Origin of the sequence: Parafilimonas terrae (assembly GCF_900115755.1) — a bacterium.
Classification (GTDB): Bacteria; Bacteroidota; Bacteroidia; order Chitinophagales; family Chitinophagaceae; genus Parafilimonas; species Parafilimonas terrae.
The window spans coordinates 1-22,479 of record NZ_FOXQ01000008.1; the positions used below are offsets into that span (position 1 = coordinate 1).

Sequence of the window (22,479 nt, forward strand, 5' to 3'; positions counted from 1 at the left end):
CTCACCATTGCCGTGAACCTTGCTTCCTGCAGGGTGGAAGGGTTTACAACTGTAACGGTGCTGAATCCTTTCTGTATTCCAAACTGTTCTGTAGCGTGAATTATTACCGGATTGCCGGTTGTTGCCTTTCCTTTATACAAATGGATTTCAACTTCGCCCGTATTTGTAAGTGTGCTGCCCAATAAAACCGGGCTTACGGTTATTTGTTCCCCCAGTTTCAGCCTGGTGGTGCGCAGTTTGGGTTTTTGGCTGCTGTCGTCCACCACAAAACCCCAGTTTCCCAGCGATTTTTGGTTATTGCTAAACAGTTTCATTAAATAATTGCCAATGGTTTTTATGTTTTCCAGCACGGGCAGCCAAATTTGGTTGCGAAGTTCCGTTTCATTCTCGCTTTGCTGGGCTGCCGTGGTGAAACTGGTGTTATTGGTGGTGGCTTGTTCCACTAATGCGCTGTCGGCATCCAGGTTTATGTTGTGCTGCGTGAGAAAAGGCTGCAAAGGGCTGTCGCCATCGGGGTAACTGTTGTGCTTTGCGGTAAAAGCAATGAATACGGTGGTGCGGTCGCCGAATGCTGCGGGGTAATTCACCTTTCCGCTGTCGGTAATGGTTATGCCCCAGTTGCCAAGTTCCTTGGTATTGCCTTTATAAAAGGTTTTGAGAAACTGAACGCCGCCGGTTAAGTGCGTCCAGGGCGTACTGAAATAATGATCGCGGAGCTGGCGGTAGTTTTCGCTTTGTTTTTTAAGCAAAGCACGGCCCACATCGTGTGTTTGCGCCGCTGCGCCGGTGGCCGCATCGTTTGTGAGCACAATATTTTGCTGTGCTAAGAATGCGGTGAGCGGGCTTGAAGCGCCCAGCGCCGTGTTTTGTGCAATAATGTTGTTAAGCAAAGTAAGCTGACTGGTAAAGTCGTCGGGGATAATTAGTCTGGCCATGTTTTTGGGTTTTTATTTATGAAGAATTAAGTATTTAGCGGTTATTATGTTTAGGTTTTGGCGAATAGTTAGTTGATAAACCAAATGTAATGAGATTTTAATAATGTGCGGAAGAAAAAATAATTTTTAATTAACCCAATGTTTTAGCGTTGAGATGGTGTTAGCGGGCCCTTAACCGGTTTTAGCAAAGTGAAATTTGTGAATACTTAAAGCCTAAAAAGCAGAAGGCAGCATTTTAGGCTGCTTTGTTTTAAAATTGAGGGCAACAGATAGGGCCGGTGTTTTGGTAATGATATTAAAATCGGGTTGCACGTGCATGCTTAAATCGTCGCTTACATCAAAATCTTTTAAGTGGCCAAATACGGTGGCATCCACCACGTTCAAACCCCAAACCAGTAAAAAGAATAAAGCGGAATAATCCCTGTCTTTCCTAAACTGGTTGCGGAACGATTGTATGTAGGAAGCATCTATATTTTTCAGGTCAGGATAAATCTTAGAAGTGTCGCCGCCATTTACCAATATACCGTATGCTTCTTTTGTGCGCTGGTACCACTTGTTATTATAGGCAAATAAACTTGCCGGCACAGCCAGTGCGCCATATACAATGGGTATTTTCCAGTATTCGCGGTTATATGCCTGGCCCCAGCCGGGAATAATGGCAGAGCGGCGGGTGGCAATATGCGGATCGTGCTTCTTTTTTGCGGGAATGGAATCTGCCTTAGCTGTAATGCCGGTGCTGTCTTTTTTTTCGGGCTTTACTGTATCGGGCAAAATTTCTTTCCCGGTATTTACTATAATGGCGCTGTCCGGCTTTTGGGCAACGGCAGTAAAAGAAACAGCAGAAATGAGCATTAATATGAAGCAACGATATAAACGCATGTTAATCTGCCTGAGCGTGCAATAACTCAAGAATTTTATTAAGCTCATCGCTGGAGTAATATTCAATAACGATGTTGCCTTTTCCATTTGAGTTGTGCTTAAGCGTAACTTTTGTTGAGAAATAAGAGGCTAAATTATCTTCTATACGTTTGTAAGCATCGTTAAGGTTTGATTTTCCGGCAGATTTAACAGGCTTTGCATCCACGCGGTAAAGTTTGCGCACCAGTTCTTCGGTTTGCCTCACGCTAAGCTGCTTATTTTTTATTTCGTTGAAAAGATAAAGCTGCTTATCAATCGTATCTATATTAATCAAAGCCCTTGCATGGCCCATGCTCAGGTTGCCGTTACGCACTGCCACCTGAATGTCCGGCGGAAGTTTAAGCAAACGGATATAATTGGTAACGGTGCTTCTTTCCTTTCCCATTCTTTCGGCCACCTGCTCCTGGGTGTAATTAAGCTCGTCCATCATGCGCTTATAGCTGAGGCCAATTTCAATGGCATTTAAATCTTCGCGCTGCAGGTTTTCGAGCAAGGCCAGTTCAAGCAGTTCGCGGTCGTTGGTTTGGCGTATGTATGCGGGCAAATCTTTTAACCCTGCAATTTTTGCGGCGCGTAACCTTCTTTCACCGGCAATTAACTGGTATTTACCATCGGCAAGTTTTGATACCGTTATAGGCTGAACAACATCAAACTGTTTTAAAGAAGAGGCAAGTTCGTTCAGCGCCGTTTCATCAAAATCGCGGCGGGGGTTTTTGGGGTTAGGCTGAATTTGTGCAACCGGAATGCGAAGCACATTGGTGGCGGCTTCCACTACATTGGTTTTTAATGTGCCGCTGGTGGTTTTAAGATCTGAATCTATAGTCTTTAATAAAGAGCGTATGCCCTTTCCTAATGTTTCTTTATTTGATTTGGATGTTGCCATGTTTAACTAAAGTTTAAATGTTCACTAAGTTCACAGGTTCACGGGTTCACTAAGCTTGTGAACATTGGAACAGGTGAACTTTTAAACTATTCAAGTATTCTTTCTTCGTTTTTAATTTTAGTCATATCGTTTTTCTGAAGCACTTCTTTGGCAAGGTTAAGATAGTTTACAGCGCCCTTGCAATCAGAATCGTACAACACAACCGGTTTTCCCACGCTCGGGGCTTCGCTCAGCTTGCTGTTGCGGTGAATGATGGTGCTAAATACCATATCTTCAAAATGCCTTCTTACTTCGTTCACCACCTGGTTGCAGAGGCGCAGCCTTCCATCATACATCGTCATTAAAATACCTTCTATTTCGAGACTGGTATTTAAACGGCTCTGCACAATTTTTATGGTATTAAGCAGCTTGCCTAATCCTTCCAATGCAAAGAACTCGCATTGCACGGGGATTACAACACTGTCGGCAGCCACCAATGCATTTACGGTTATTAGCCCAAGCGATGGCGAGCAGTCGATCACAATAAAATCATACTCGTCTTTTACCGGCTCGAGAATGCGTTTTAAAACCAGTTCCCTGTCGGGGTAATTGATCATTTCAATTTCAGCGCCCACCAAATCAATATGCGAGGGGATAAGATCGAGGAAAGGAACATCTGTTTTTAAGATCACTTCGCTGGCGGGCGTATTATTCACCATGCAATCGTACAGGCTTTTGGTAATGTTATGCAGGTCGAAACCAATACCCGTGGTACTGTTGGCCTGCGGGTCTGCATCCACCAGCAGGGTTTTAAATTCAAGCACAGAAAGGCTTGCTGCCAGGTTTATTGCCGTTGTTGTTTTGCCAACACCGCCCTTTTGATTTGCTACTCCTATTGTTCTTGCCATAAACTATTTACTTAAATTATCTTTTGCTTCATCAATAATGATTGGTAAGTCGTAAGCAAAAACATTATTTTTTTCAAAAATAAAATCTGCCTGCACGGCAATTTCCTTCATATTTATTTCAACAATTAATTTTTTAAAATTGCTGTTTCCAAAATTCCTGAACAAGAAATCAAACTTCCGGTTCCGGGCGGCCATTTTTCCGTCTGAAGGGTCGCAAATGTAAAATATTATGTTTCTTTTATCCGACTCAAAAAAATGAAAAAAGATCTCAGCTATCGTAATGCCAATAACATAGTCATAATGATTATAGAGACCTGGATAAAGAAGCTGAATATCTGCACTGAAAATAAAATCTTTTACGGGATGCTCTGTCTTAAAGTACATTGATGCAGCATCAAAGGAAACCTTATATGCAGCACCAAAAACGGTATAAAATTCATACTCGTTAGGCGCAGTCTTTATAAATTTATAGCCCGCTTCGTTCAATTTTTTTTATTTGCTTTTCAACTCCTTTTTTATAAAACTCCCTTCTTTTTTTTCTGAGTAAAGACAAATTTTTTAAATATTCGCTTATGCCTGTTTCCAAAACAGACCCCTTAATTGCGTTAACTTTTATATGAATCACACTATTATCTTTCATCATTCAAATTTAAACCATTCCATATTCACCGTAAACCTGCATTCACACTTCAATCGTGTCGCCAATTGCCGGTAATAGTAAATTTTTACCCGCCGCTTTAAATTCCTCAACAGCCTTTTCTTTATCTATTTTTATAAGGTCAAATGTGTTATAATGAACGCCCACAATATTATTACAATTAATGAAGTCTGAGGCAGCAATGGCATCAGTCACGTCCATTGTAAAATTTCCGCCTATTGGCAACACCGCAAATTTAAGTTTTGCCCAACGTGGAATTAATTGCATATCCATTGTAAGGGCTGTATCTCCCGAATAATAAAAATCACCTTCGGAAGTAGTAAAAACAAAACCCAAAGGATTGCCCGCATAACTGCCATCCGGAAATGAGGATGAGTGAATAGCATTCACTGCACGCACTTTTCCAAAATCAAAACTTACCGGCCCGCCATGATTTAAGGGATGCACTTTTTCTATGCCTTTATTGCCAAGCCAGTCTGCAACTTCTGCAGCAGCCACGCAAACAGCGCCGGTTTGCTGCGCAAGTTCAAATGCATCAGCAAAATGATCGGTATGGCCATGCGATAAAAAGATATAATCAGCCTTTATTTCCTTTTTATCAATATCCTTAGCCAGCGGGTTATATGTAATAAACGGATCGAACAATAATTTCTTACCGTTTACTTCCACGCTAAAGCAGGATTGGCCATAATACGTTAAATTCATTACGGTATTGTTTAAAGGGGCACAAATGTAATTTTTTACAATCACTGTCTTCAACAATATTAATTTTTTAGGTTTACTTACACAGGTTTTTTATGCACATCTTATAAAGCCTGTTTTAATTTGTAAAAATTTTAAATATGCGAAGTTCAGGTGGCTGGTGGATCATCATTCTTATTTTGCTATTGGTTGACCTCTATGTTTTTTGGGTATTGCGGTTTCTTACACATAATAACAGTGAAAAAAGCCGTGCGATTATTTATTGCGTTTACTGGCTTATTTCCGTTGCGGCCATTGCATTCATTATTTTCTTTCCTTACTCCGGGTATCTTTCCACTCATACTGTGATTCGCAACTACGCTTTCGCAATCATTATAGGTTTATTCTTCGCCAAGCTTATTGCCTCTACTTTTTTCCTGCTTGACGATATACGCAGGCTCTTTGTTTGGCTCATGACTAAAATTTTTCCAAAAACAGGTGTTGATTTTGCCAATGAAGGCAACACAATTACCCGTTCAGCTTTTTTAACCTGGACGGGTTTTGTTTTAGGCGGCGGGTTGTTCACAACGCTCATGGCCGGTTTTTCAAACAAGTATAATTATAAAGTAAGAAGAATAAAACTGGCTTTTGATAACCTGCCCCAATCGTTTAAAGGCATGAAAATTTTGCAGGTGAGTGATATTCACAGCGGCAGTTTTACCAATAAAGAAGCAGTAAACCGCGGTGTTGACATGATCGTGAAAGAAAATGCTGATTTAATTCTTTTTACCGGCGACCTGGTGAACGATAAGGCCAGCGAGATGATGGATTATATGGATGTGTTTAACCGCTTAAAGGCGCCGATGGGCGTTTACAGCACCCTCGGCAACCATGATTATGGCGATTATGTGCAGTGGCCAACTCCCGAAGCCAAACATGCCAACCTTGAAAGGCTGAAACAATTGCAAGGTGAACTTGGCTGGCGCCTGCTGATGAATGAGCATGTTGTTCTTGAAAAGAATGGCGAACAAATTGCTTTGCTGGGCATTGAAAACTGGAGCGCTTCCAGCCGTTTTCCAAAATATGGCAGGATGGATTTAGCATATCCCGGAACGGAAAAATACCCGTTTAAAATTTTAATGAGCCACGATCCCAGCCACTGGGATGCAGAGGTTCGCCCCAAATATCATGATATTGATTTAATGCTTTCCGGCCACACGCACGGCATGCAGTTTGGCGTTGAAAATCCATATTTCAAGTGGAGCCCTGTTCAGTATTTCTATAAAGAATGGGCAGGGCTTTATAAAACCGGCAGGCAATGTTTATATGTAAACCGTGGTTATGGATTTATTGGTTACCCGGGGCGAGTTGGTATTCTTCCGGAAATAACAGTAATTGAGCTAGTGTGAGTTACGCGTTATTTCGACTATAAAATAGTCATTAAAATAATTGCAATTAAATTTGAAGTAAATGGAACCCGGTTAGCAATTAATTATTCTGTTTCGTCATCTTCTCTGCATTTTCAGCCACCTGCAAAGCTTCAATAAACTGGTCTATATCGCCATTCATAACGGCGTCAAGATTATAAGAAGTTAAGCCAATGCGATGATCTGTTACCCTGCCTTGCGGGTAATTATAAGTGCGGATCTTGGCGCTGCGGTCGCCTGTACTTACCAGGGTTTTCCTGTGCCTTGAAATTTCCTCTTCCTGTTTACGCACCTGTTCTTCATATAATTTGGTACGCAACATTGTCATCGCCTTTTCGCGGTTGCCCAACTGGCTTCGCTCTGTCTGGCAAACCACCACTGTCCCGGTGGGAATATGCGTAAGCATCACTTTTGTTTCCACTTTATTTACGTTCTGGCCACCGGCGCCGCCGCTCCGGGCAGTTTCCATTTTTACATCGGCAGGGTTTAATTCAAAATCCACCTCCTCTGCCTCCGGCATTACCGCCACTGTTGCAGCAGAAGTATGCACACGGCCCTGTGTTTCTGTATCGGGCACACGCTGTACCCGGTGAACGCCGCTTTCAAATTTCATAGTACCATAAACGTCTTCGCCAATAATTTCAACATTTATTTCTTTGTAGCCGCCCACTGTGCCTTCACTTTCACTAACAATGGCCGTCTTCCAGCCTTTTTTTGCAGCATAACGTAAATACATATCAAGCAGGTCGCCGGCAAACAAACTGGCCTCATCGCCGCCGGTACCGGCACGAATTTCAAGCACAGCATTTTTATCGTCCTGCGGATCTTTTGGTATTAAAAGTTGGGTGAGGTGTTTTTCAAGCGCTTCTTTCTTCTCCTCAAGTTCAGGCAATTCCATCTTTGCCAGCTCCCGCATTTCTTCATCGTTGCTATTCAATCCGTCTTTGGCAAACTCGTAGTCTTCCAGCACTTTTTTATAGTCTTCATAAGGTTTTACAATTTTTTCCAACTGGCTGTATTCCTTACTCAGTTTCTGAAATTCAGATTGTTTGTTTATAATTTCAGGATTGGTTAACGCAACACCTGTTTGCTCAAACTTCGCCTTTATTGCTTCTAACTGGTCTAACATGTTATAAGTTTCAACGTTCACAAGTTGCCGACATTTTAACCTGTAAGCATCTTTTTAGCCTGTGAACTTTTAAAAAGTGTGCAAAGTTATATGTTTTCAGCCGCTAATTTTACAACATGCATTACAGGAAATTTAAGGCCGATTTTATTTTTGACGGAAAGGAAATTCTGAGTGAAGACAAGGTTCTTGTTACAAATGAAGCTGGCGTGATTGAAGCAATTATTAACGAAACCGAAGCCGGCGGCGATATACAAAAATTTGAAGGCTTGCTATCTCCCGGGTTTATTAACTGCCATTGCCACCTTGAATTGAGTCACATGAAAAATGTGATTGGGACGGGAACCGGCTTAGTTGATTTTTTAATATCGGTTGTTGGCAAACGCGGATTTGAAAAAGAAATTATTACGGACGCCATTATTGCTGCCGATGCAGAAATGTATGAAAACGGAATTGTTGCCGTTGGCGATATATGTAATACAATTGATACTATTCCAATTAAATTAAAAAGTAAAATAAACTATTCTAACTTTATAGAAACCATTGGCTTTACAGAAATGAAAGCTTTGGAAATATTTGAAAAATCGCAGCAGTTGTATAATGATTTCGTTACTGCCGGATTGCGGAATACTTACGTCGTTCCGCATGCGCCTTATACAATAAGCGAAGCTATGTTTAAGCTGATCAATGATTTTTCAGCCGGTAAAATTGTCTCTATACATAACCAGGAAACAAGCGCCGAGGATGAATTGTACCGTAAAAATGCCGGCGATTTTTTCAGGCTTTATCATCATCTGAATATTAATACAAAATTTTTCCAGGCGCATAATAAAAGCAGCCTTCAATCTTATCTGCCATTATTAAACAAGACAAAATCGCTGCTGCTTATTCATAATACGTTTACCACACAAAGCGATATTGAGTTCGCCGTTGAACAAAGCAAAACAAATAAGCAGGATTTATTCTGGTGTTTTTGCCCAAATGCCAATTTGTACATAGAAGATAAATTACCTGATATTAAATTATTTAGTGATAATAATTGCAATATTATATTAGGTACAGACAGCTATTCAAGCAATTATAGCCTTAGCCTGTTGGATGAAATGAAAACACTGCAAAAGCATTTTCCATTTCTTGAAACTGAGCGCCTGCTTCAATGGGCAACATTAAACGGATCAGCCGCTTTGGGCGTTTATAATCATTCAGGGAGTTTTGAAAAAGGAAAGAAGCCTGGTATTGTTTTGATTAATAATATTCAACACAAAAATTTTTCTGAAGCTTCTGCAGCCAAACGGATATTATAATTAATCCAGCAATTCCTGTAGCACAGGCAGGCTTTTTGGTTTTTGAAAGCCGGTAAGGTGATACGAAAGATACACGAGTAAACTTTCCAGTAATTGGCGGCGCGACTGCCTGTTCAGTTTAATATTTTCAAGTTCGTTATATAATTGTATGCGCTGAATTTGGGAAATCGCTTCAGCCAGCGGGCCGGAAATATAATCGGGGTGAATTGGTTCCAAACCCGTATAAGCCCCTTCTTTTAAATCAAGCACAGGCGTTTGCCTGGAAAAATTTCCATGCAGCTCAAAACCTGATTCGGTTGCCAGGTGCAGCATAAAATATAACGGAAGATTAGCCACTGCAGCGTTGCCGCCCTTGTCGGCTTCCAGCAGGCTGCCTTCCAGCAAATAAAATAATTCAGGATTGGCTTCCGGCTGTTTAACGGCATGTTGGAAAAGTTCTATCATAAACTGTGCAATCGCAGTGCGCACCACATCAAACAAAACTTTTCCGTATAAATAACCCCATTTATATTCCTTAATGAATTGAAGGTTTTTTAACTCGTTGTGATAAACTTCCATTTCCAATATAGCCGAAGGCTGAAAATACATTTGTTTGCCCGCTGATTTTTTTGTGGCCTGCCGCACGCCTTTTACAATATAACTCTGCAGGCCAAAAAGCTCCGTATAAACAGCAGTTATTATACTTGTTTCACCATAATTAATGGTTTTAATAACGATACCTTTGGTTTTATGCGTCATACATCCGGCAAAGCAAACAATTACTTGTAAAAAGAATGAAGTTTACAAAAGGAATTTTTAACATGTTTGTTTCCAAAATCAATTAACAATTTTTGGTGAAATTCTTTTACCTTTGCCGTCCTTTCACAAGGAGCAGTATGGTGACTGTTACCTGGTTTTATTGAAAATAATTGTTTTATACAATAAAAATTTTTACTGATGAAAAGAACGTTTCAGCCACACAATCGCCGCAGGAAAAGCGTACACGGTTTTCGCAAACGCATGCAAACTGCAAACGGACGTAAAGTTTTGGCAAGCCGCAGAACCAAAGGCCGCCACAAGCTTACCGTTTCTGATGAAAGGAAATTAAAATAAGTTTATACAACTATACTGATGTTTAAGGCTGGCTTTGCGCCGGCCTTTTTTATTTTGCATATAATCAGGCCATCAAACATTTGTATTTATCTTCGGCATAAACTATTAAATAATGGAACTGCACGTTTGTAAAGATTATGATGATTTGTGCGAACACCTTGCCAACTGGATGGTAGATTGCATTTGCAAAACGCTGGCAACCAAAGAACGCTTTTCAATTGCTTTTACAGGCGGCAACACGGCTAAAAGACTTTATGCGCTTTTGGCAGGTGATGCTTATAAAAATAAAATCGACTGGAGCCGCGCCAATATTTTTATAGGCGATGAGCGTTTTGTTCCCTACAGCGATGAACGCAGCAATGCAAGAATGATACGTGAAACTTTATTAAATCACGTGGCGGTTAATGAAGCGCATATACATTTTATGCAAACAGAAAATATGAGTGCCGAAACTTCGGCTGCTGAATATGAAGAGGTGTTGCAACATTATTTTAATAAAGGTACAAACGAACCAACATTTGATGTTGTTTTATTAGGCATGGGCGATGATGCACATACGCTTTCATTATTTCCCGGCCATACAGATGCTATCAATGAAAAAAATAAATGGTGCACTTATTTGTGGCTTGAACAGCAGGATATGTACCGTATAACCATAACAGCGCCCATAACAAATGCTGCAAAATACTTGGCATTTATTGTAAGCGGCAGCGGTAAAGCCGTGGCTTTAAATAATGTAATGCATAAACCATACGATCCCGAAAAATATCCTTCTCAAATAATAAAACCGGTGCACGGCGAATTAAACTGGTTTGTAGATGAAGCAGCCATGAATGGCTAAAACCGCAGGTTTCCCATTTTCGTAAAGCCGTTTTCCAAATTCGTAAACAACAGCAAAGAGGGGCAAGTACTTTTGCGCCCCATGAGACTGAGTATAGCAGCTTCCGCGATTTTCATTTTACTTTTTTCCTTAACATCAAAGGCTCAATTCAGAACCAGTGCGCAAAATCTTGTACTAACGAATGAAGATTCCCTCAATAATGGAATGGGTAAAAACAAAACTGTTATCTCTGGCTATGGCGATGCATTTTATCAAAGAAATTTTTATCAGCAACAATCTACTGTTTCTTTAGAAAGAATTGTATTGTTTGTCGGCCATCGTTTCAGCGATAAAATTTCCCTTTTTACAGAAATGGAATTAGAGCATGCCGTTGTGGCCGGCAGTAATAGCGATGAAAGCAACAGCTCTGTTGGCGGCGACATATCTATGGAGCAGGCCTACCTGAAATTCAATTTCAATTCGCGAAATTATTTGGTGGCAGGCTTGTTTCTGCCAAGGATTGGTATATTAAATGAAAACCATTTACCAGTAAATTTTAATGGCGTTGAAAGGCCGCTGGTTGAGCAATTGATTATTCCTGCCACATGGCGTGAGATTGGCGTGGCATTTTACGGCACACTCAATAATATTCCGCTTACTTATGACATCGGTATAATGAATGGTTTGAACAGCGCAAATTTTCAGCATGGTTCGGGTTTCAGGGATGGACGTGGCCTTGGCAGCAATGCCTTTGCCAATAACCTTGGTTTAACGGCTGCTGTGCAATACAATATTTCAGATTTTAAATTCCAGGTTTCAGGTTATATGGGTGGAACAGTTGGCTTAAGCAAACGTGGCGCTGATAGCCTTGACCTGGATAATGGCGCCTTTGGCACGCCGCTCTATCTTGGCGAAGCAGATGTGCAGTATTCAAAAAATGGTTTCAGTGGGAAAATTTTAGGCGCTTACGTTGCCTATCCCGATGCTGATAAAGTGAATACGGCTTATGCAAAAAACGTTGCCAGCGGCATGTATGGAGCTTATGCAGAAGCAGGTTATGACTGGTTATACAACAAACAAAAAACAGCGCAGTTTATAACATTCGTTCGCGGCGAAATATTCGATCTCAATTCAAACCTGCCTGCTCCGCCAAAAGCAATTTACGATGGCACAGAAAAGCAAACGCAAATTATTGCTGGCTTTAGTTATTTACCCATTCCAAATGTGGTTATAAAGGCTGATGTGCGCCTGCAGCATACAGGGCCTCAAAACCCGGCGCTGGTCATTAACCCGCCGCCAAACGCTTTGCCGTATAGCCGCAGTAACCAGTTCTTAAATGTTGGGATAGGGTATTCTTTTTAATCAGAACAAAGATTTGGGTTGATTAAAGATGAAAAGAAAACATTTATATCCTTAACTCAGATAATCTTTTAAAATCCTGGTTCATACATTATGCAACGCAGAAAATTTTTATCATCATCCTGTAAAATATGCCTGTTAGGCGCAGCAGGCTATTCCTGGCTTCAACTGGAAAGTTGTTCGCCTGTTGCACCGGTATATAAAACCGCTGTTACAAATGGCTTTCTTAATATACCATTGAATCTATTTGATAAAACTGCATTGCAGATCGTTCGCCCTAATGGCTGGTATTACGATGTGGCAGTTCAAAAAAATCCTGATAATTCTTATACAGCATTATTATTACAATGCACACACCAGGATAACCAGTTAACGCCAACGAACAACGGCTATCATTGCAGCTTGCATGGCAGCGATTTTGATAAGCAGGGAAATGTGAGAAAAGGCCCGGCAGAGCAGCCATTACAACATTTTAATACAACGATTTCTAATAACACTTTAAACATTCACATAAACAATTTCAAACCATGAAATGAGCCATGAGAATACGTTATGCCAACTGAAATGGTTACTGGCGGATTACGTGTGGCAATAAAAAAATAAAAAATATGCGTATGAAAAACAAGTTAGCGGTCATCGCTTTTGCAGTGCTGGTTTTTGCAGGTTGCAGTAAAGATGATAACGATACAACACCAACTGATAACCTTGCTGAAACAGAAGCTGCAGTGGCCGGCAATTTCGGAACAAATGTAGCGCTGGCTACGTATGCAGACCTCGCTGCTTCAGCCACTACTTTAAATACAGCAGTAAATGCTTTTGTTGCAGATAAGAGCGATGCTAACCTTGCCGCCTCCAAGCAGGCATGGTTAAACCTGCGTGCTATTTGGGAAACATCAGAAGGTTTTTTATTTGGCCCGGTTGAAGACAATGAGTATGATCCTAAAATGGATACATGGCCAACTGATTATTCAGAAATGAATACATTATTGGCAGATGAAAGCAATGCGCTTGAACTTGCAGATATTCAAAAACTCGATTATTCTTTACGCGGTTTTCACCCTATTGAATATATGCTTTGGGGCGAAAAAAGCAATAAAACCGCTGCTGAATTTACTGACAGGGAAATTAAATACCTTATAAGCCTTTCTGCAGATGTGGAAGAGCTTTGTAATGAATTACACACAGACTGGACAAGCGGTTACACCGATAAAGTAACTTCTGCCGGTAACGGAAGTTCAGTATTCTCCACTTACTATGAATTCTTTACTGCACTAAATGACGGAATGATTGGCATTTGCAATGAAGTTGGGCATTCTGATGAAGATGAGGGTAAAATTTTTGTGCCATTTATCCAAAGTGATTCAAATAAAGTTGAATCTCCTTATTCTGAAAATTCAATGGTGGATTTCAAAAATAATATCCAGGGCGCTTACAATGTATATCTCGGAAAATATAAAGCACAGGGAACAGGCTTAACAAATATTGTATCATCCATGAATAAAAACCTGGATAACCAGATAAGGCAAAAGTTTGATAACGCCATCAATGCATTCAGTACAGTTAATGGTCCTTTTGAATTAGCCATTTTTGAACAAAGGGTACAGTTGCAGGGTTTAATGGACGCTATTGGCGAAGTAAGGGACATCCTCGAAGAAGAATTACAGCCGTTCCTGCTGGCAAACATTAAAAATTAATAAGTACAGAGATTATAATGAAGTATTTGAAGACTTTGCTGCTGATGACAGGTATTGTATCTGCCTTTGTTATGTGCAACAGGGCAGATACATTTCCTGCTTCAGGTTATGATGACAGGTTAAGCGGTGGTGCAGCAACAGTATTCGATGTTTCATCACAGGCTTTTACACATGAAATTGACGGCTTAAACAGAAGAGACCTTATCGTGCATGGATTAGGTGATCAAAACTTTGAACAGACCTTCGTTGCCGACTCAACTGTATTCGGTGGCAAAGGCCCCATCTTCAATAATGTTTCCTGTATTTCCTGCCACCATAATGATGGCAAAGGAACACCCACAGCAGGCTTTCAGAATTCATCGCTGTTATTCAGGATAAGCATTCCCGGCCTGGATGAACATGGAGCGCCGTTAAGTGCTCCAGGTTATGGTTTCCAGGTGCAGGATAAAGCATTGCTTGGCGTGCAGCCTGAGGCACATATTGATATTACTTATAAAGACAGCATAATTAATTATGCAGATGGAAGCTTTGTAACATTACGCGTGCCGACATACACATTGCAAAATCCATATTATCCTTTACCTGCTGTTTATTATTTATCACCAAGATTAGCGCCGCCCGTTTTTGGCGCCGGTTTACTGGAAAATATCCCTGAAAGCACCATTTTATCTTTTGCTGATGAAAGCGATAAAGATGGCGACGGCATAAGCGGGAAACCTAATTACATTTTTGATACTGCCGTAAATAAAAAGCAGTTGGGACGATTTGGGTTAAAAGCCAATACCAGCACAATAGAGCGACAGGTTGCCCTTGCCTATCAGCAGGATATGGGCGTAACCAGTTATTTACTCCCCGACGAAAGCAGTAAGGGGCAATCTCAATACACACAAACAAGAACCAAAATAGAATTGCCCGACAGTATATTGAATGCTGTTACATTTTATATTAAAACTTTAGCAGTACCGGCCCGCCGCGATGTGAATGACAGCAGTAATGTGCAGGGCGCAAAATTGTTTGCGCAGATCAGTTGCGCCAAATGCCACATACCAACAGTGCAAACGGGGATTGATTTTGCTGTATCGCAATTATCCAACCAGCGCATTCATCCTTATACTGATTTATTGCTGCATGATATGGGGCCTGGCTTAGCCGATGGCCGCCCTGATTTTGATGCCAGCGGTAGCGAATGGCGCACCATGCCTTTATGGGGAATTGGCCTTTTTCCCAAAACAAACGGAACACCTTATTACATGCATGATGGCCGTGCCCGCAGCATTGAAGAAGCTATTTTATGGCATGGTGGTGAAGCCGAAAAAGCTAAAGAACAGTTTATGAATTTGTCATCTGCTGAAAGGGCTAAGCTGATTAAGTTTTTGAATAGTTTGTAAGAGAAAAGGTCCAGGTGAGAGCATGCAAGGCTTCGTTCAATGGCGCTTTCATTTGCTGTAGTTCGTACGCATAGAATGTTTAGTTTTTGGCTGTTCGTTTTCTTTGTCAACTTGCGGCACAATTTTCTTTCGTCAAAGTCAAGAAAAAAGCATAGAAACTTTCTATGCTTTCAATTGAACTTATTAATTATTGCACTTCTTTTTTCCTGAATTAGATGAAATTCCAAATGCAGGTGGCGCTTAAAAGTGCCCGGTACCCTAATCTGCTTTATGATATAACTTTTAGATGAGGCAGTATATTAATTTTACACAAATACCTTATAATATCTCCTACACCTTCCCGTTCTTAATCTCTTCCACAATATTCGGGTCGAGCAATGAAGTGGTATCGCCTATATTTTTGGTTTCACCTTCGGCTATCTTGCGCAAAATGCGGCGCATAATTTTTCCGCTGCGTGTTTTAGGCAACCCGCTTACAAACTGTATTTTATCAGGCTTGGCAATAGGGCCAATGATGCGGCTAACAGTCATGGTAATGTCGCGTTTGGTAAGCTCAGCATCGTGGGTGCCGGTATAAATTACATAAGCATAAATACCCTGGCCTTTTATATCGTGCGGGTATCCTACAACCGCGCTTTCAACAACGCCGCTGTGCATGTTAATAGCATTCTCTACTTCAGCAGTGCCAATGCGGTGACCGCTTACATTCAATACATCATCCACACGGCCAGTAATGCGATAGTTGCCATCTTTATCTTTTAAAACACCGTCGCCGGTGAAATACAGGCCAGGATAAGTAGCAAAATAATTGGTGCGGCAACGTTCATGATCGCCATAGGTGGTGCGTATAATGGAAGGCCATGGAAACTTAATACATAAGTTGCCTTTATATAAGCCTTCTTCATCAGGCTCTGTAACTTCCTGGCCACTCTCATCCACCAGCAGCGGCTGCACACCAGGCAGCGGAAGCGTTGCCCAGCTTGGCTTTGATGGCGTTACGCCTGCCAGGTTCGAGATCAATATGCCCGCTGTTTCTGTTTGCCACCAGGTATCAACAATGGGCGATTTTTTCTTGCCGATATTTTCATCATACCAATGCCAGGCTTCTTCATTAATGGGTTCACCAACAGTGCCCAGAATCTGCAATGAAGAAAGGTCTTTATCTTTTAAAGGCGCTTCGCCAAAGCCCATTAAACTGCGTATGGCTGTGGGCGCTGTGTACAGAATGTTTACTTTGTATTTGTCAACAATATTCCAGAACCTCCCGGCATCGGGCCAGGTAGGAATGCCTTCAAACATTAATGATGTTGCACCGGCAGCCAGCGGGCCGTAAACAATATAGCTGTGGCCGGTTATCCAGCCAATATCTGCCGTGCAAAAATGCACTTGCGGAAACTGGTACTGAAATACATTTACAAAACTGTATGCGGTAAATATCATGTAACCCGCGCAGCTGTGCACCACGCCTTTGGGTTTTCCGGTGGAACCGGATGTATATAAAATAAACAACGGGTCTTCCGCATCCATTTCTTCCGCATCAAACTTAACAACGCCATTTTTTTCCACCTGTTCTTCGGCATACAGCATTTCATCTTCCCACCATATATCGCGGCCTTTTATCATAGATACGGGTGTTCTCGTTCTTGTAAAAACAATTACCCTTTTTACGGTTTTATTGCCTACCAATGCATCATCAATCACATCTTTCAACGGAATAACTTTTTCGCCGCGATAAGCGCCATCGCAGGTAATAATATATTCGGCCTTTGCATCTTCCAAACGGTCTGCAATACTTTGTGCGCTAAAGCCGCCGAATATTACAGAATGAATAGCGCCTATTCTTGCACAACCCAAAACAGCATAAGCCAGTTCGGGTACCATGCCCATATAAATACAGACACGGTCTCCTTTTTTAACGCCATTGTTTTTTAGCATTTGCGCCACCTGGCAAACGCGTTTATGCAGGCGGTTGTACGTAACCACTCTTGTTCTTTCCTCAGGATTATTTGGTTCCCATATAATAGCGGGCAGGTCGCCCTTTTCTGCCAAATGGCGGTCAATGCAATTCTCTGTAATGTTTAGTTTAGCACCCTTAAACCATTCCACTTTAGGTTCGGTAAAATTCCATTCGAGCACTTTATCCCATTTCTTTTTCCATAAAAAACTTTCGGCTACTTCACTCCAGAATTTTTCGGGGTTTTCAACACTTTGCTTGTAACGTAACTGGTATTCTTCCAACGATGTGATCTGAAACGGATATGGCATGAGCTATATATTTATTGTGAGGCGTAAATTTATTAAACATCTTTACATAGCAAAGAATAAAATGTTTTTATTAACGGAGTGGTAAGCCTCTGCTTTATTACAGCGGCTATCTTTGTGAATGCTGACAGGGTTCGTGAATCGTCAATCGTCAGACGTGAATGTAAGCTCGTTGAAAATTTATAGTTGTTATGGCCTTGCAGGCAGCTTGATTTATTTGGTGACCAGCAATTGATACATTGTGGCATCGTTCCTTGCGTCGCAACACTTGTACCGTTGAACAGATGGCAGCTTGTCTGAGCCCTGATTTGTGGGATTAATGGATTTACAGGATTGATTTTCGTGAAAAGTGAATCGTCAAACGTGAATGTAACAGCTATAAACAATTAAGCTCTTGAACATACTCACGCTGATTGAACCTAAGCATCAAGGCTAAACTGCTGAAAAGTCATCAGCACAAAAGTTTAATCGGGGCGTGGAAAAAAATGTGCTGAAACCGACGAAGGAGGTTCGCAAAGACAAATAAAAAACCAATATGCACTTTGCAATATCATTTTTTCTTGATTTTCTTTGGTTACTTTCTTTTATCAAGAAAAGAAAGTGACCAAATATAAAATAGAAACAATCTTATCATCCCCTTGGAATTAAAAATAGAAGAAGGTTCAATAATAAAAGCATGTCAATTGAAGTAAAAAATCTTTTAAAACAATACGGTGAGCAAAAAGCCGTAAACAATGTTTCTTTCTCTGTTGGTAAAGGAGAAATTGTTGGCTTTCTTGGCCCTAATGGCGCGGGCAAAAGTACCACCATGAAAATGATAACCGGTTATTTACAACCCGATGATGGCAATATAAAAGTGTGTGGCGCAGATGTAAGTAAGGATGTGATGAATGCCAAGAAAAAAATTGGTTACCTGCCGGAATCTAATCCTTTGTATTACGATATGTATGTAAAGGAATATTTGCAGTTTATTGCGGGCGTGCATGAGATTCAACATGCAAAAGAAAAAATTCAAAACGTTATTGAATTGACAGGCCTGTCAATTGAAAGCAAAAAGAGAACAGGGCAGCTTTCAAAAGGGTATAAGCAACGTGTTGGCCTTGCCGCGGCGTTATTACATGATCCTGAAGTTTTAATTCTGGATGAACCAACCAGCGGTTTGGACCCTAATCAAATAATAGAAATACGCAACGTTATTAAAGAACAGGGGCGAAATAAAACGGTATTATTTTCTTCGCATATTTTACAGGAAGTACAGGCCATCTGCGATCGGGTTATCATCATCAACAAAGGCCAGCTTGTTGCCGACAGCAGTGTGGAAGCGCTTAAGCAAAATGTGCAGTCAAATAGTATTGCAGTAAGTTTTTCAACGAAGATCAATAAAGCGCAGCTTGAAAGTTTACCCGGCGCCAAACAGGTTGTTGCAGTAAATGATCAAAGCTTTAAAATATCCACCAGCGATACCAATGAGCTGCGCAGGCAACTGCTTGAATTCGCTGTTGCTGAACAGTTGGATATAACTTCCTTACAAACAGAAGGCAATAACCTGGAAGATATATTCAGGAGTTTGACTACATCAAACGTGAATCCCCGCCTGACCGGCTCAGTCGGGCAGGGTCAAGCGTGAATGTGAGATGGCCTGGATCAAAAAGTGCCTGCCAGGTTTATTGAGCTAATGAACCAATCAACTATTCAACTAACTACATACTATGCTACAAACATCAACACTTCAATTTCTAAAGCAACTTGCAAAAAATAATAACAAAGAATGGTTTGATGCTAACCGCAAAAAATATGAAGCGGCCAAAGAAGATTTTACGGCCTCGCTTCAAACTATATTATCGGGTTTTTCAAAAACGGATGCAACATTGGTATCGCTTGCGCCAAAAGATTGCCTGTTTAGGATTAATCGCGATATACGTTTCAGCAAAGACAAATCGCCTTACAAAACCAACTTTGGCGCATACATAAATGCTGGTGGCAAAAAGAGCAATACAGGCGGTTATTACCTGCACCTGCAGCCGGGCGGGAGTTTTGTTGGCGGTGGCATTTACCAGCCCGATGCTGATATGCTGAAAAAAGTGCGGCAGGAAATTGATTACAATTTTGATGAGTTTAAAAGCATCATTAATAATAAAAAATTTAAAGCGGTTTATACAAAAGGCATCAGCAGCGATAGTGAATGGAGTTTAACAAGGCCGCCGAAAGGTTATGATGAAAATAATCCCGCTATTGAATTTATAAAGCTTAAAAGTGTTGTTGCCATGTCGCCTTTAAGTGATGAACAATTGACTGATAAAAAATTTGAGGCAACCATTATAAAAGCTTTTGAAGCGTTGTACCCGCTTATTGTTTTTTTGAATAAGGCGCTGCAGGGTTAACGTCTGTCCAGGCTTTTTATTATACCTCAAAATATATTAATTACCCCGGGCTTATACAAACAAACTTGCCCCTGCTTTATAGCGGGCAACCCTGTCTGATAACCCGTTATACCCGCCGTTTATTTTTTTGGTGATGGCTTTAAATTGAGTAAGGTTCAAATCGTCTTCAATCGGTTTTGTTATATCCATCTTATCTGCGAGGTCATTTAATTTCCTCGAATTCCAAAACCAGCCTGCACTTAATGCCGCGTTTTTTAATTGTTCCGGCGTGCATACATTGGCATTACGCCCGCCCAATAAAGAAGGGTTATTCACACAATCAATTCCAAGGTCATTACTAAGCGATGTATAATTGGCCCGGCCTGTAATTTGTATAAGCCCTCTTCCTTTATAACGTATGCCATCGCCGGGCTGCGTATTGCCTAAATCGGCCCGCCCTTCATAAGCTTTTCCGCTGGCTAATTCTTCTGTATAAAACAATCCGCCGCTTTCATGGCCCACCTGCGCTAAAAAACATAATGCACGGGCTGGTGTATTAATTTGAAAACGGGTGCAGGCATCATTTAAAAATGTTGAAAATTTTTCAGCATAGGATGTTAATGCGCCGGTGGCAAACTTTATTTGCAATGCAGAAACACCTGAAACAGGCGTTGGCGGATGTATTTCCGTTGCTACATCTTTTACTATCATTAATGCGCCGCCCCAATAAAAAAAGCCATCGCTGTCTTTATACCATTTATCAAGTGGCGGCTGTGGCAATGTAATGCCGGGAACAGCCATAACTTCAGTGCCGAAAAATATATAACCTTTAGGCACGGTGTCAACAATATTATTAGCGTCAGGCAATATCATTGGCAAAGCACTGCGCTTATTCAATTTTTTTGTAACCATTAATTGCGGCATAACTATCCTACAGCCTCCTCGCTGGTATTTTGTGTGCTTGTTGTATTAGTCATAGTGGTTGAGGTTTCTTTTGCTGCAGTTAAATCAACCGTATTACTGCTGTTGTTATTGTTGCCTGCCCCGCGTATTTTAATGAGTTTATTTAAAAGATCAAACCAAAAAGGTGCACCCAGGCAAATGGCAAAAGCCGTGATCATAAACCCAAGTATTTTTTTAGCGCCGACTGAATAAAATATATAAGATGTTTTTATTCTAACAGGGAAATTTTTTACCTGTTCTTTATAAAACTGAACAAGTATTAATGAGTCTTTATTAACCGGTTTTTGCTGAAGGGAGATTTCTTTGTTTATACGATTGCTTACCGCATTAAGCGAATCTTTCATCCGTATTCTTCCAAAAATTAAAAACCGGTGAAAGCATTTGGCCGAAAGCCTGCGTATAAATGCCGGGTCATCTTTTCCATATTCGCCCCAGCCAAGACCGGCAACCATATTCGGGTTTTTAAGACTGGAGTCCAAAGTTCTTTTAGCTTCATTTAAATAACCCTGTGAAAGTTTTAATAATGAATCAGGATTTGTTTCCCCGTTGGCAGGCTGCTGCTGTTTTTGCACCCGCGGATCATTTTTATATAAATCTGCTGACTGCACAGCTAACTGCACCACCTGGTCTCTTGCATCTTTGTCTGTTGATAATTTATTGGTAATGGCAACGGTATCAACATTAAAAATAAAAGCGAGAGCAAAGCCCAGCACAAAAAGTATGAATTGTGTTTGTCTTTTGTACCAGCCGCTCACCCTGTCCATCGTATCGTTATACCAGCCTTCAATTTTTTTATTAAATGCATTAAAATCAAATAAGCTGTTGCGCAGGTGCAACTGCAGGATGCAGTGTATCTCTTTGTCAAGCCCACGCGGCAGGCCGGGCAGTTCATTATAGGTTTTAATGCCCGGGTTTGCAGCATAGTACCAGGCGTAATAATCAAGCAATTCTTTTATTTTGATAACATCAGGGCTGTTGTTCAGCTCATCAAGCACTTCACGAACAGATTTTCCGTTGCCAATTTTTTGAGCTGCAATCTCATTGATCTTGTTATTAAAATCTTCTTTTAAACTTTCAATAAGAATTATGGCAAAGTTGGAAGCAGCAAGATAGGAGGGAATTTTAAAAAAACTGCTCGATGCATAGTTTCTAATTATAGGATGCGAATAAAACTGGTCGCCTATATTTTTATCTTCAGGTTTCTTCTCCGGCGCACCGCCAAAAATGTAAACTATCTCTGTAAAAATCCCGGCGAAGCCTTTGAGGAAGTTGAGTATTTTATTTTCTTCTTCTGTATTGGAAAGCATGCGCAGCATGATGGCTTTCCTAAGCATTCTTGCCCGCAGCGAGAGGCCCGTTGCAATAGCTTCATTAACAGACGTGGCAAGCAGGCTGTATAACAAAAAAATAAAAACAAGCCCAATGGCAACATCGAGAACAGGAGTGTTGAACATGCTGTAAGTTTTTGGCCTACTCTGAATACCTTTTCGGCTATATGGTTATATAAAATAATTTCTCAAACCAGGCAGTTATAAATCCTTATACGAAGCAGATGATTTTACAAAGTGTTTTTCTAAATATTATTCGGAAAAGCATAACTGCACGCAAACACAATAAATAAAAAGAATGAGGGATGCAGCATTTTCCATAGCACGTTAGCCTTTAAAAAAATCCCGTAACGATATTAATTACAATCAGGCATATTTCCAAAGTTTCTGCAGA

Annotated in this window: 21 protein-coding genes; 10 read left to right on the top strand and 11 right to left on the bottom strand. The window is 40.8% G+C overall.

Features of this window, described 5'->3' with window-relative positions; all coding sequences use genetic code 11:
• The 6 genes from BM015_RS13305 to BM015_RS13330 all read right to left on the bottom strand — a co-directional run.
• A partial coding sequence (locus tag BM015_RS13305; protein WP_143075863.1) for a hypothetical protein occupies positions 1-935 on the bottom strand: 935 nt, incomplete at its 3' end.
• A 213-nt stretch (positions 936-1,148) separates the two neighbouring features.
• Positions 1,149-1,787, bottom strand: a complete 639-nt coding sequence (locus tag BM015_RS13310; RefSeq protein WP_143075864.1) for a DUF5683 domain-containing protein — start codon at positions 1,785-1,787, stop codon at positions 1,149-1,151.
• A gap of 28 nt (positions 1,788-1,815) precedes the next feature.
• The gene (locus tag BM015_RS13315; RefSeq protein WP_090659222.1) at positions 1,816-2,736 is read right to left on the bottom strand and encodes a ParB/RepB/Spo0J family partition protein; all 921 of its coding nucleotides are present in this window, start codon (positions 2,734-2,736) and stop codon (positions 1,816-1,818) included.
• A gap of 86 nt (positions 2,737-2,822) precedes the next feature.
• Positions 2,823-3,623 carry a ParA family protein gene (locus tag BM015_RS13320; RefSeq protein WP_090659225.1) on the bottom strand — a complete coding sequence of 267 codons (801 nt, stop codon included), beginning with the start codon at positions 3,621-3,623 and terminating at the stop codon, positions 2,823-2,825.
• Positions 3,624-3,626: 3 nt separating this feature from the next.
• Positions 3,627-4,109: a DUF6169 family protein gene (locus BM015_RS13325; RefSeq protein WP_090659227.1), complete on the bottom strand. Its 483-nt coding sequence runs from the start codon at positions 4,107-4,109 to the stop codon at positions 3,627-3,629.
• Positions 4,110-4,305: 196 nt separating this feature from the next.
• A complete protein-coding gene (locus BM015_RS13330; RefSeq protein WP_090659230.1) occupies positions 4,306-4,986 on the bottom strand; it encodes a metal-dependent hydrolase in 681 nt (226 codons plus the stop codon).
• 137 nt (positions 4,987-5,123) lie between these two features.
• Here BM015_RS13330 and BM015_RS13335 point away from each other — a divergent pair, with 137 nt between their 5' ends.
• A complete protein-coding gene (locus BM015_RS13335) occupies positions 5,124-6,371 on the top strand; it encodes a metallophosphoesterase (protein ID WP_090659232.1) in 1,248 nt (415 codons plus the stop codon).
• A gap of 79 nt (positions 6,372-6,450) precedes the next feature.
• Here BM015_RS13335 and prfA read toward each other — a convergent pair whose 3' ends face one another.
• Positions 6,451-7,518 (bottom strand): peptide chain release factor 1, encoded by a 1,068-nt coding sequence (gene prfA, locus BM015_RS13340; protein WP_090659751.1) that lies wholly within the window; start codon positions 7,516-7,518, stop codon positions 6,451-6,453.
• A gap of 116 nt (positions 7,519-7,634) precedes the next feature.
• On the opposite strand from prfA, the gene BM015_RS13345 reads away from it, so the two are divergent.
• Entirely contained in the window at positions 7,635-8,819 is a 1,185-nt protein-coding gene (locus BM015_RS13345; RefSeq protein ID WP_090659234.1) for an amidohydrolase family protein, read from the top strand.
• On the opposite strand, the gene recO is transcribed toward BM015_RS13345, so the two are convergent.
• Positions 8,820-9,557: a DNA repair protein RecO gene (gene recO, locus BM015_RS13350; protein ID WP_090659236.1), complete on the bottom strand. Its 738-nt coding sequence runs from the start codon at positions 9,555-9,557 to the stop codon at positions 8,820-8,822.
• 198 nt (positions 9,558-9,755) lie between these two features.
• Here recO and rpmH point away from each other — a divergent pair, with 198 nt between their 5' ends.
• The 6 genes from rpmH (at position 9,756) to BM015_RS13380 (ending at position 15,172) form a co-directional block, all read left to right on the top strand.
• A complete protein-coding gene (gene rpmH / locus BM015_RS13355; protein ID WP_090659238.1) occupies positions 9,756-9,911 on the top strand; it encodes a 50S ribosomal protein L34 in 156 nt (51 codons plus the stop codon).
• A gap of 112 nt (positions 9,912-10,023) precedes the next feature.
• Positions 10,024-10,752 carry a 6-phosphogluconolactonase gene (gene pgl, locus BM015_RS13360; protein ID WP_090659240.1) on the top strand — a complete coding sequence of 243 codons (729 nt, stop codon included), beginning with the start codon at positions 10,024-10,026 and terminating at the stop codon, positions 10,750-10,752.
• A gap of 204 nt (positions 10,753-10,956) precedes the next feature.
• The gene (locus BM015_RS13365; RefSeq protein ID WP_143075865.1) at positions 10,957-12,093 is read left to right on the top strand and encodes a hypothetical protein; all 1,137 of its coding nucleotides are present in this window, start codon (positions 10,957-10,959) and stop codon (positions 12,091-12,093) included.
• A 90-nt stretch (positions 12,094-12,183) separates the two neighbouring features.
• Positions 12,184-12,621: a QcrA and Rieske domain-containing protein gene (locus BM015_RS13370; protein ID WP_090659243.1), complete on the top strand. Its 438-nt coding sequence runs from the start codon at positions 12,184-12,186 to the stop codon at positions 12,619-12,621.
• An 83-nt stretch (positions 12,622-12,704) separates the two neighbouring features.
• Positions 12,705-13,784 carry an imelysin family protein gene (locus BM015_RS13375; protein WP_177191904.1) on the top strand — a complete coding sequence of 360 codons (1,080 nt, stop codon included), beginning with the start codon at positions 12,705-12,707 and terminating at the stop codon, positions 13,782-13,784.
• A 17-nt stretch (positions 13,785-13,801) separates the two neighbouring features.
• A complete protein-coding gene (locus BM015_RS13380) occupies positions 13,802-15,172 on the top strand; it encodes a di-heme oxidoreductase family protein (RefSeq protein WP_090659248.1) in 1,371 nt (456 codons plus the stop codon).
• Positions 15,173-15,502: 330 nt separating this feature from the next.
• Here the strand turns inward: BM015_RS13380 and acs are convergent, their stop codons facing one another.
• Positions 15,503-17,437 (bottom strand): acetate--CoA ligase, encoded by a 1,935-nt coding sequence (gene acs, locus BM015_RS13385; RefSeq protein ID WP_090659250.1) that lies wholly within the window; start codon positions 17,435-17,437, stop codon positions 15,503-15,505.
• A gap of 673 nt (positions 17,438-18,110) precedes the next feature.
• Here acs and gldA point away from each other — a divergent pair.
• Together gldA and BM015_RS13395 are read left to right on the top strand one after the other, a co-directional pair.
• Positions 18,111-19,061: a gliding motility-associated ABC transporter ATP-binding subunit GldA gene (gene gldA, locus BM015_RS13390; protein ID WP_090659252.1), complete on the top strand. Its 951-nt coding sequence runs from the start codon at positions 18,111-18,113 to the stop codon at positions 19,059-19,061.
• 82 nt (positions 19,062-19,143) lie between these two features.
• Positions 19,144-19,815, top strand: coding sequence for a DUF2461 domain-containing protein (locus tag BM015_RS13395; RefSeq protein WP_090659254.1), 672 nt, complete (start codon positions 19,144-19,146; stop codon positions 19,813-19,815).
• Between the two features lie 51 nt (positions 19,816-19,866).
• Here BM015_RS13395 and BM015_RS13400 read toward each other — a convergent pair whose 3' ends face one another.
• Both BM015_RS13400 and BM015_RS13405 read right to left on the bottom strand, forming a co-directional pair.
• A complete protein-coding gene (locus tag BM015_RS13400; protein ID WP_218148500.1) occupies positions 19,867-20,706 on the bottom strand; it encodes a glycoside hydrolase family 19 protein in 840 nt (279 codons plus the stop codon).
• Positions 20,707-20,720: 14 nt separating this feature from the next.
• On the bottom strand, positions 20,721-22,211 hold the full coding sequence (locus BM015_RS13405; protein WP_090659256.1) for a hypothetical protein: 1,491 nt from the start codon (positions 22,209-22,211) through the stop codon (positions 20,721-20,723).
• Positions 22,212-22,479 lie beyond the last annotated feature (268 nt).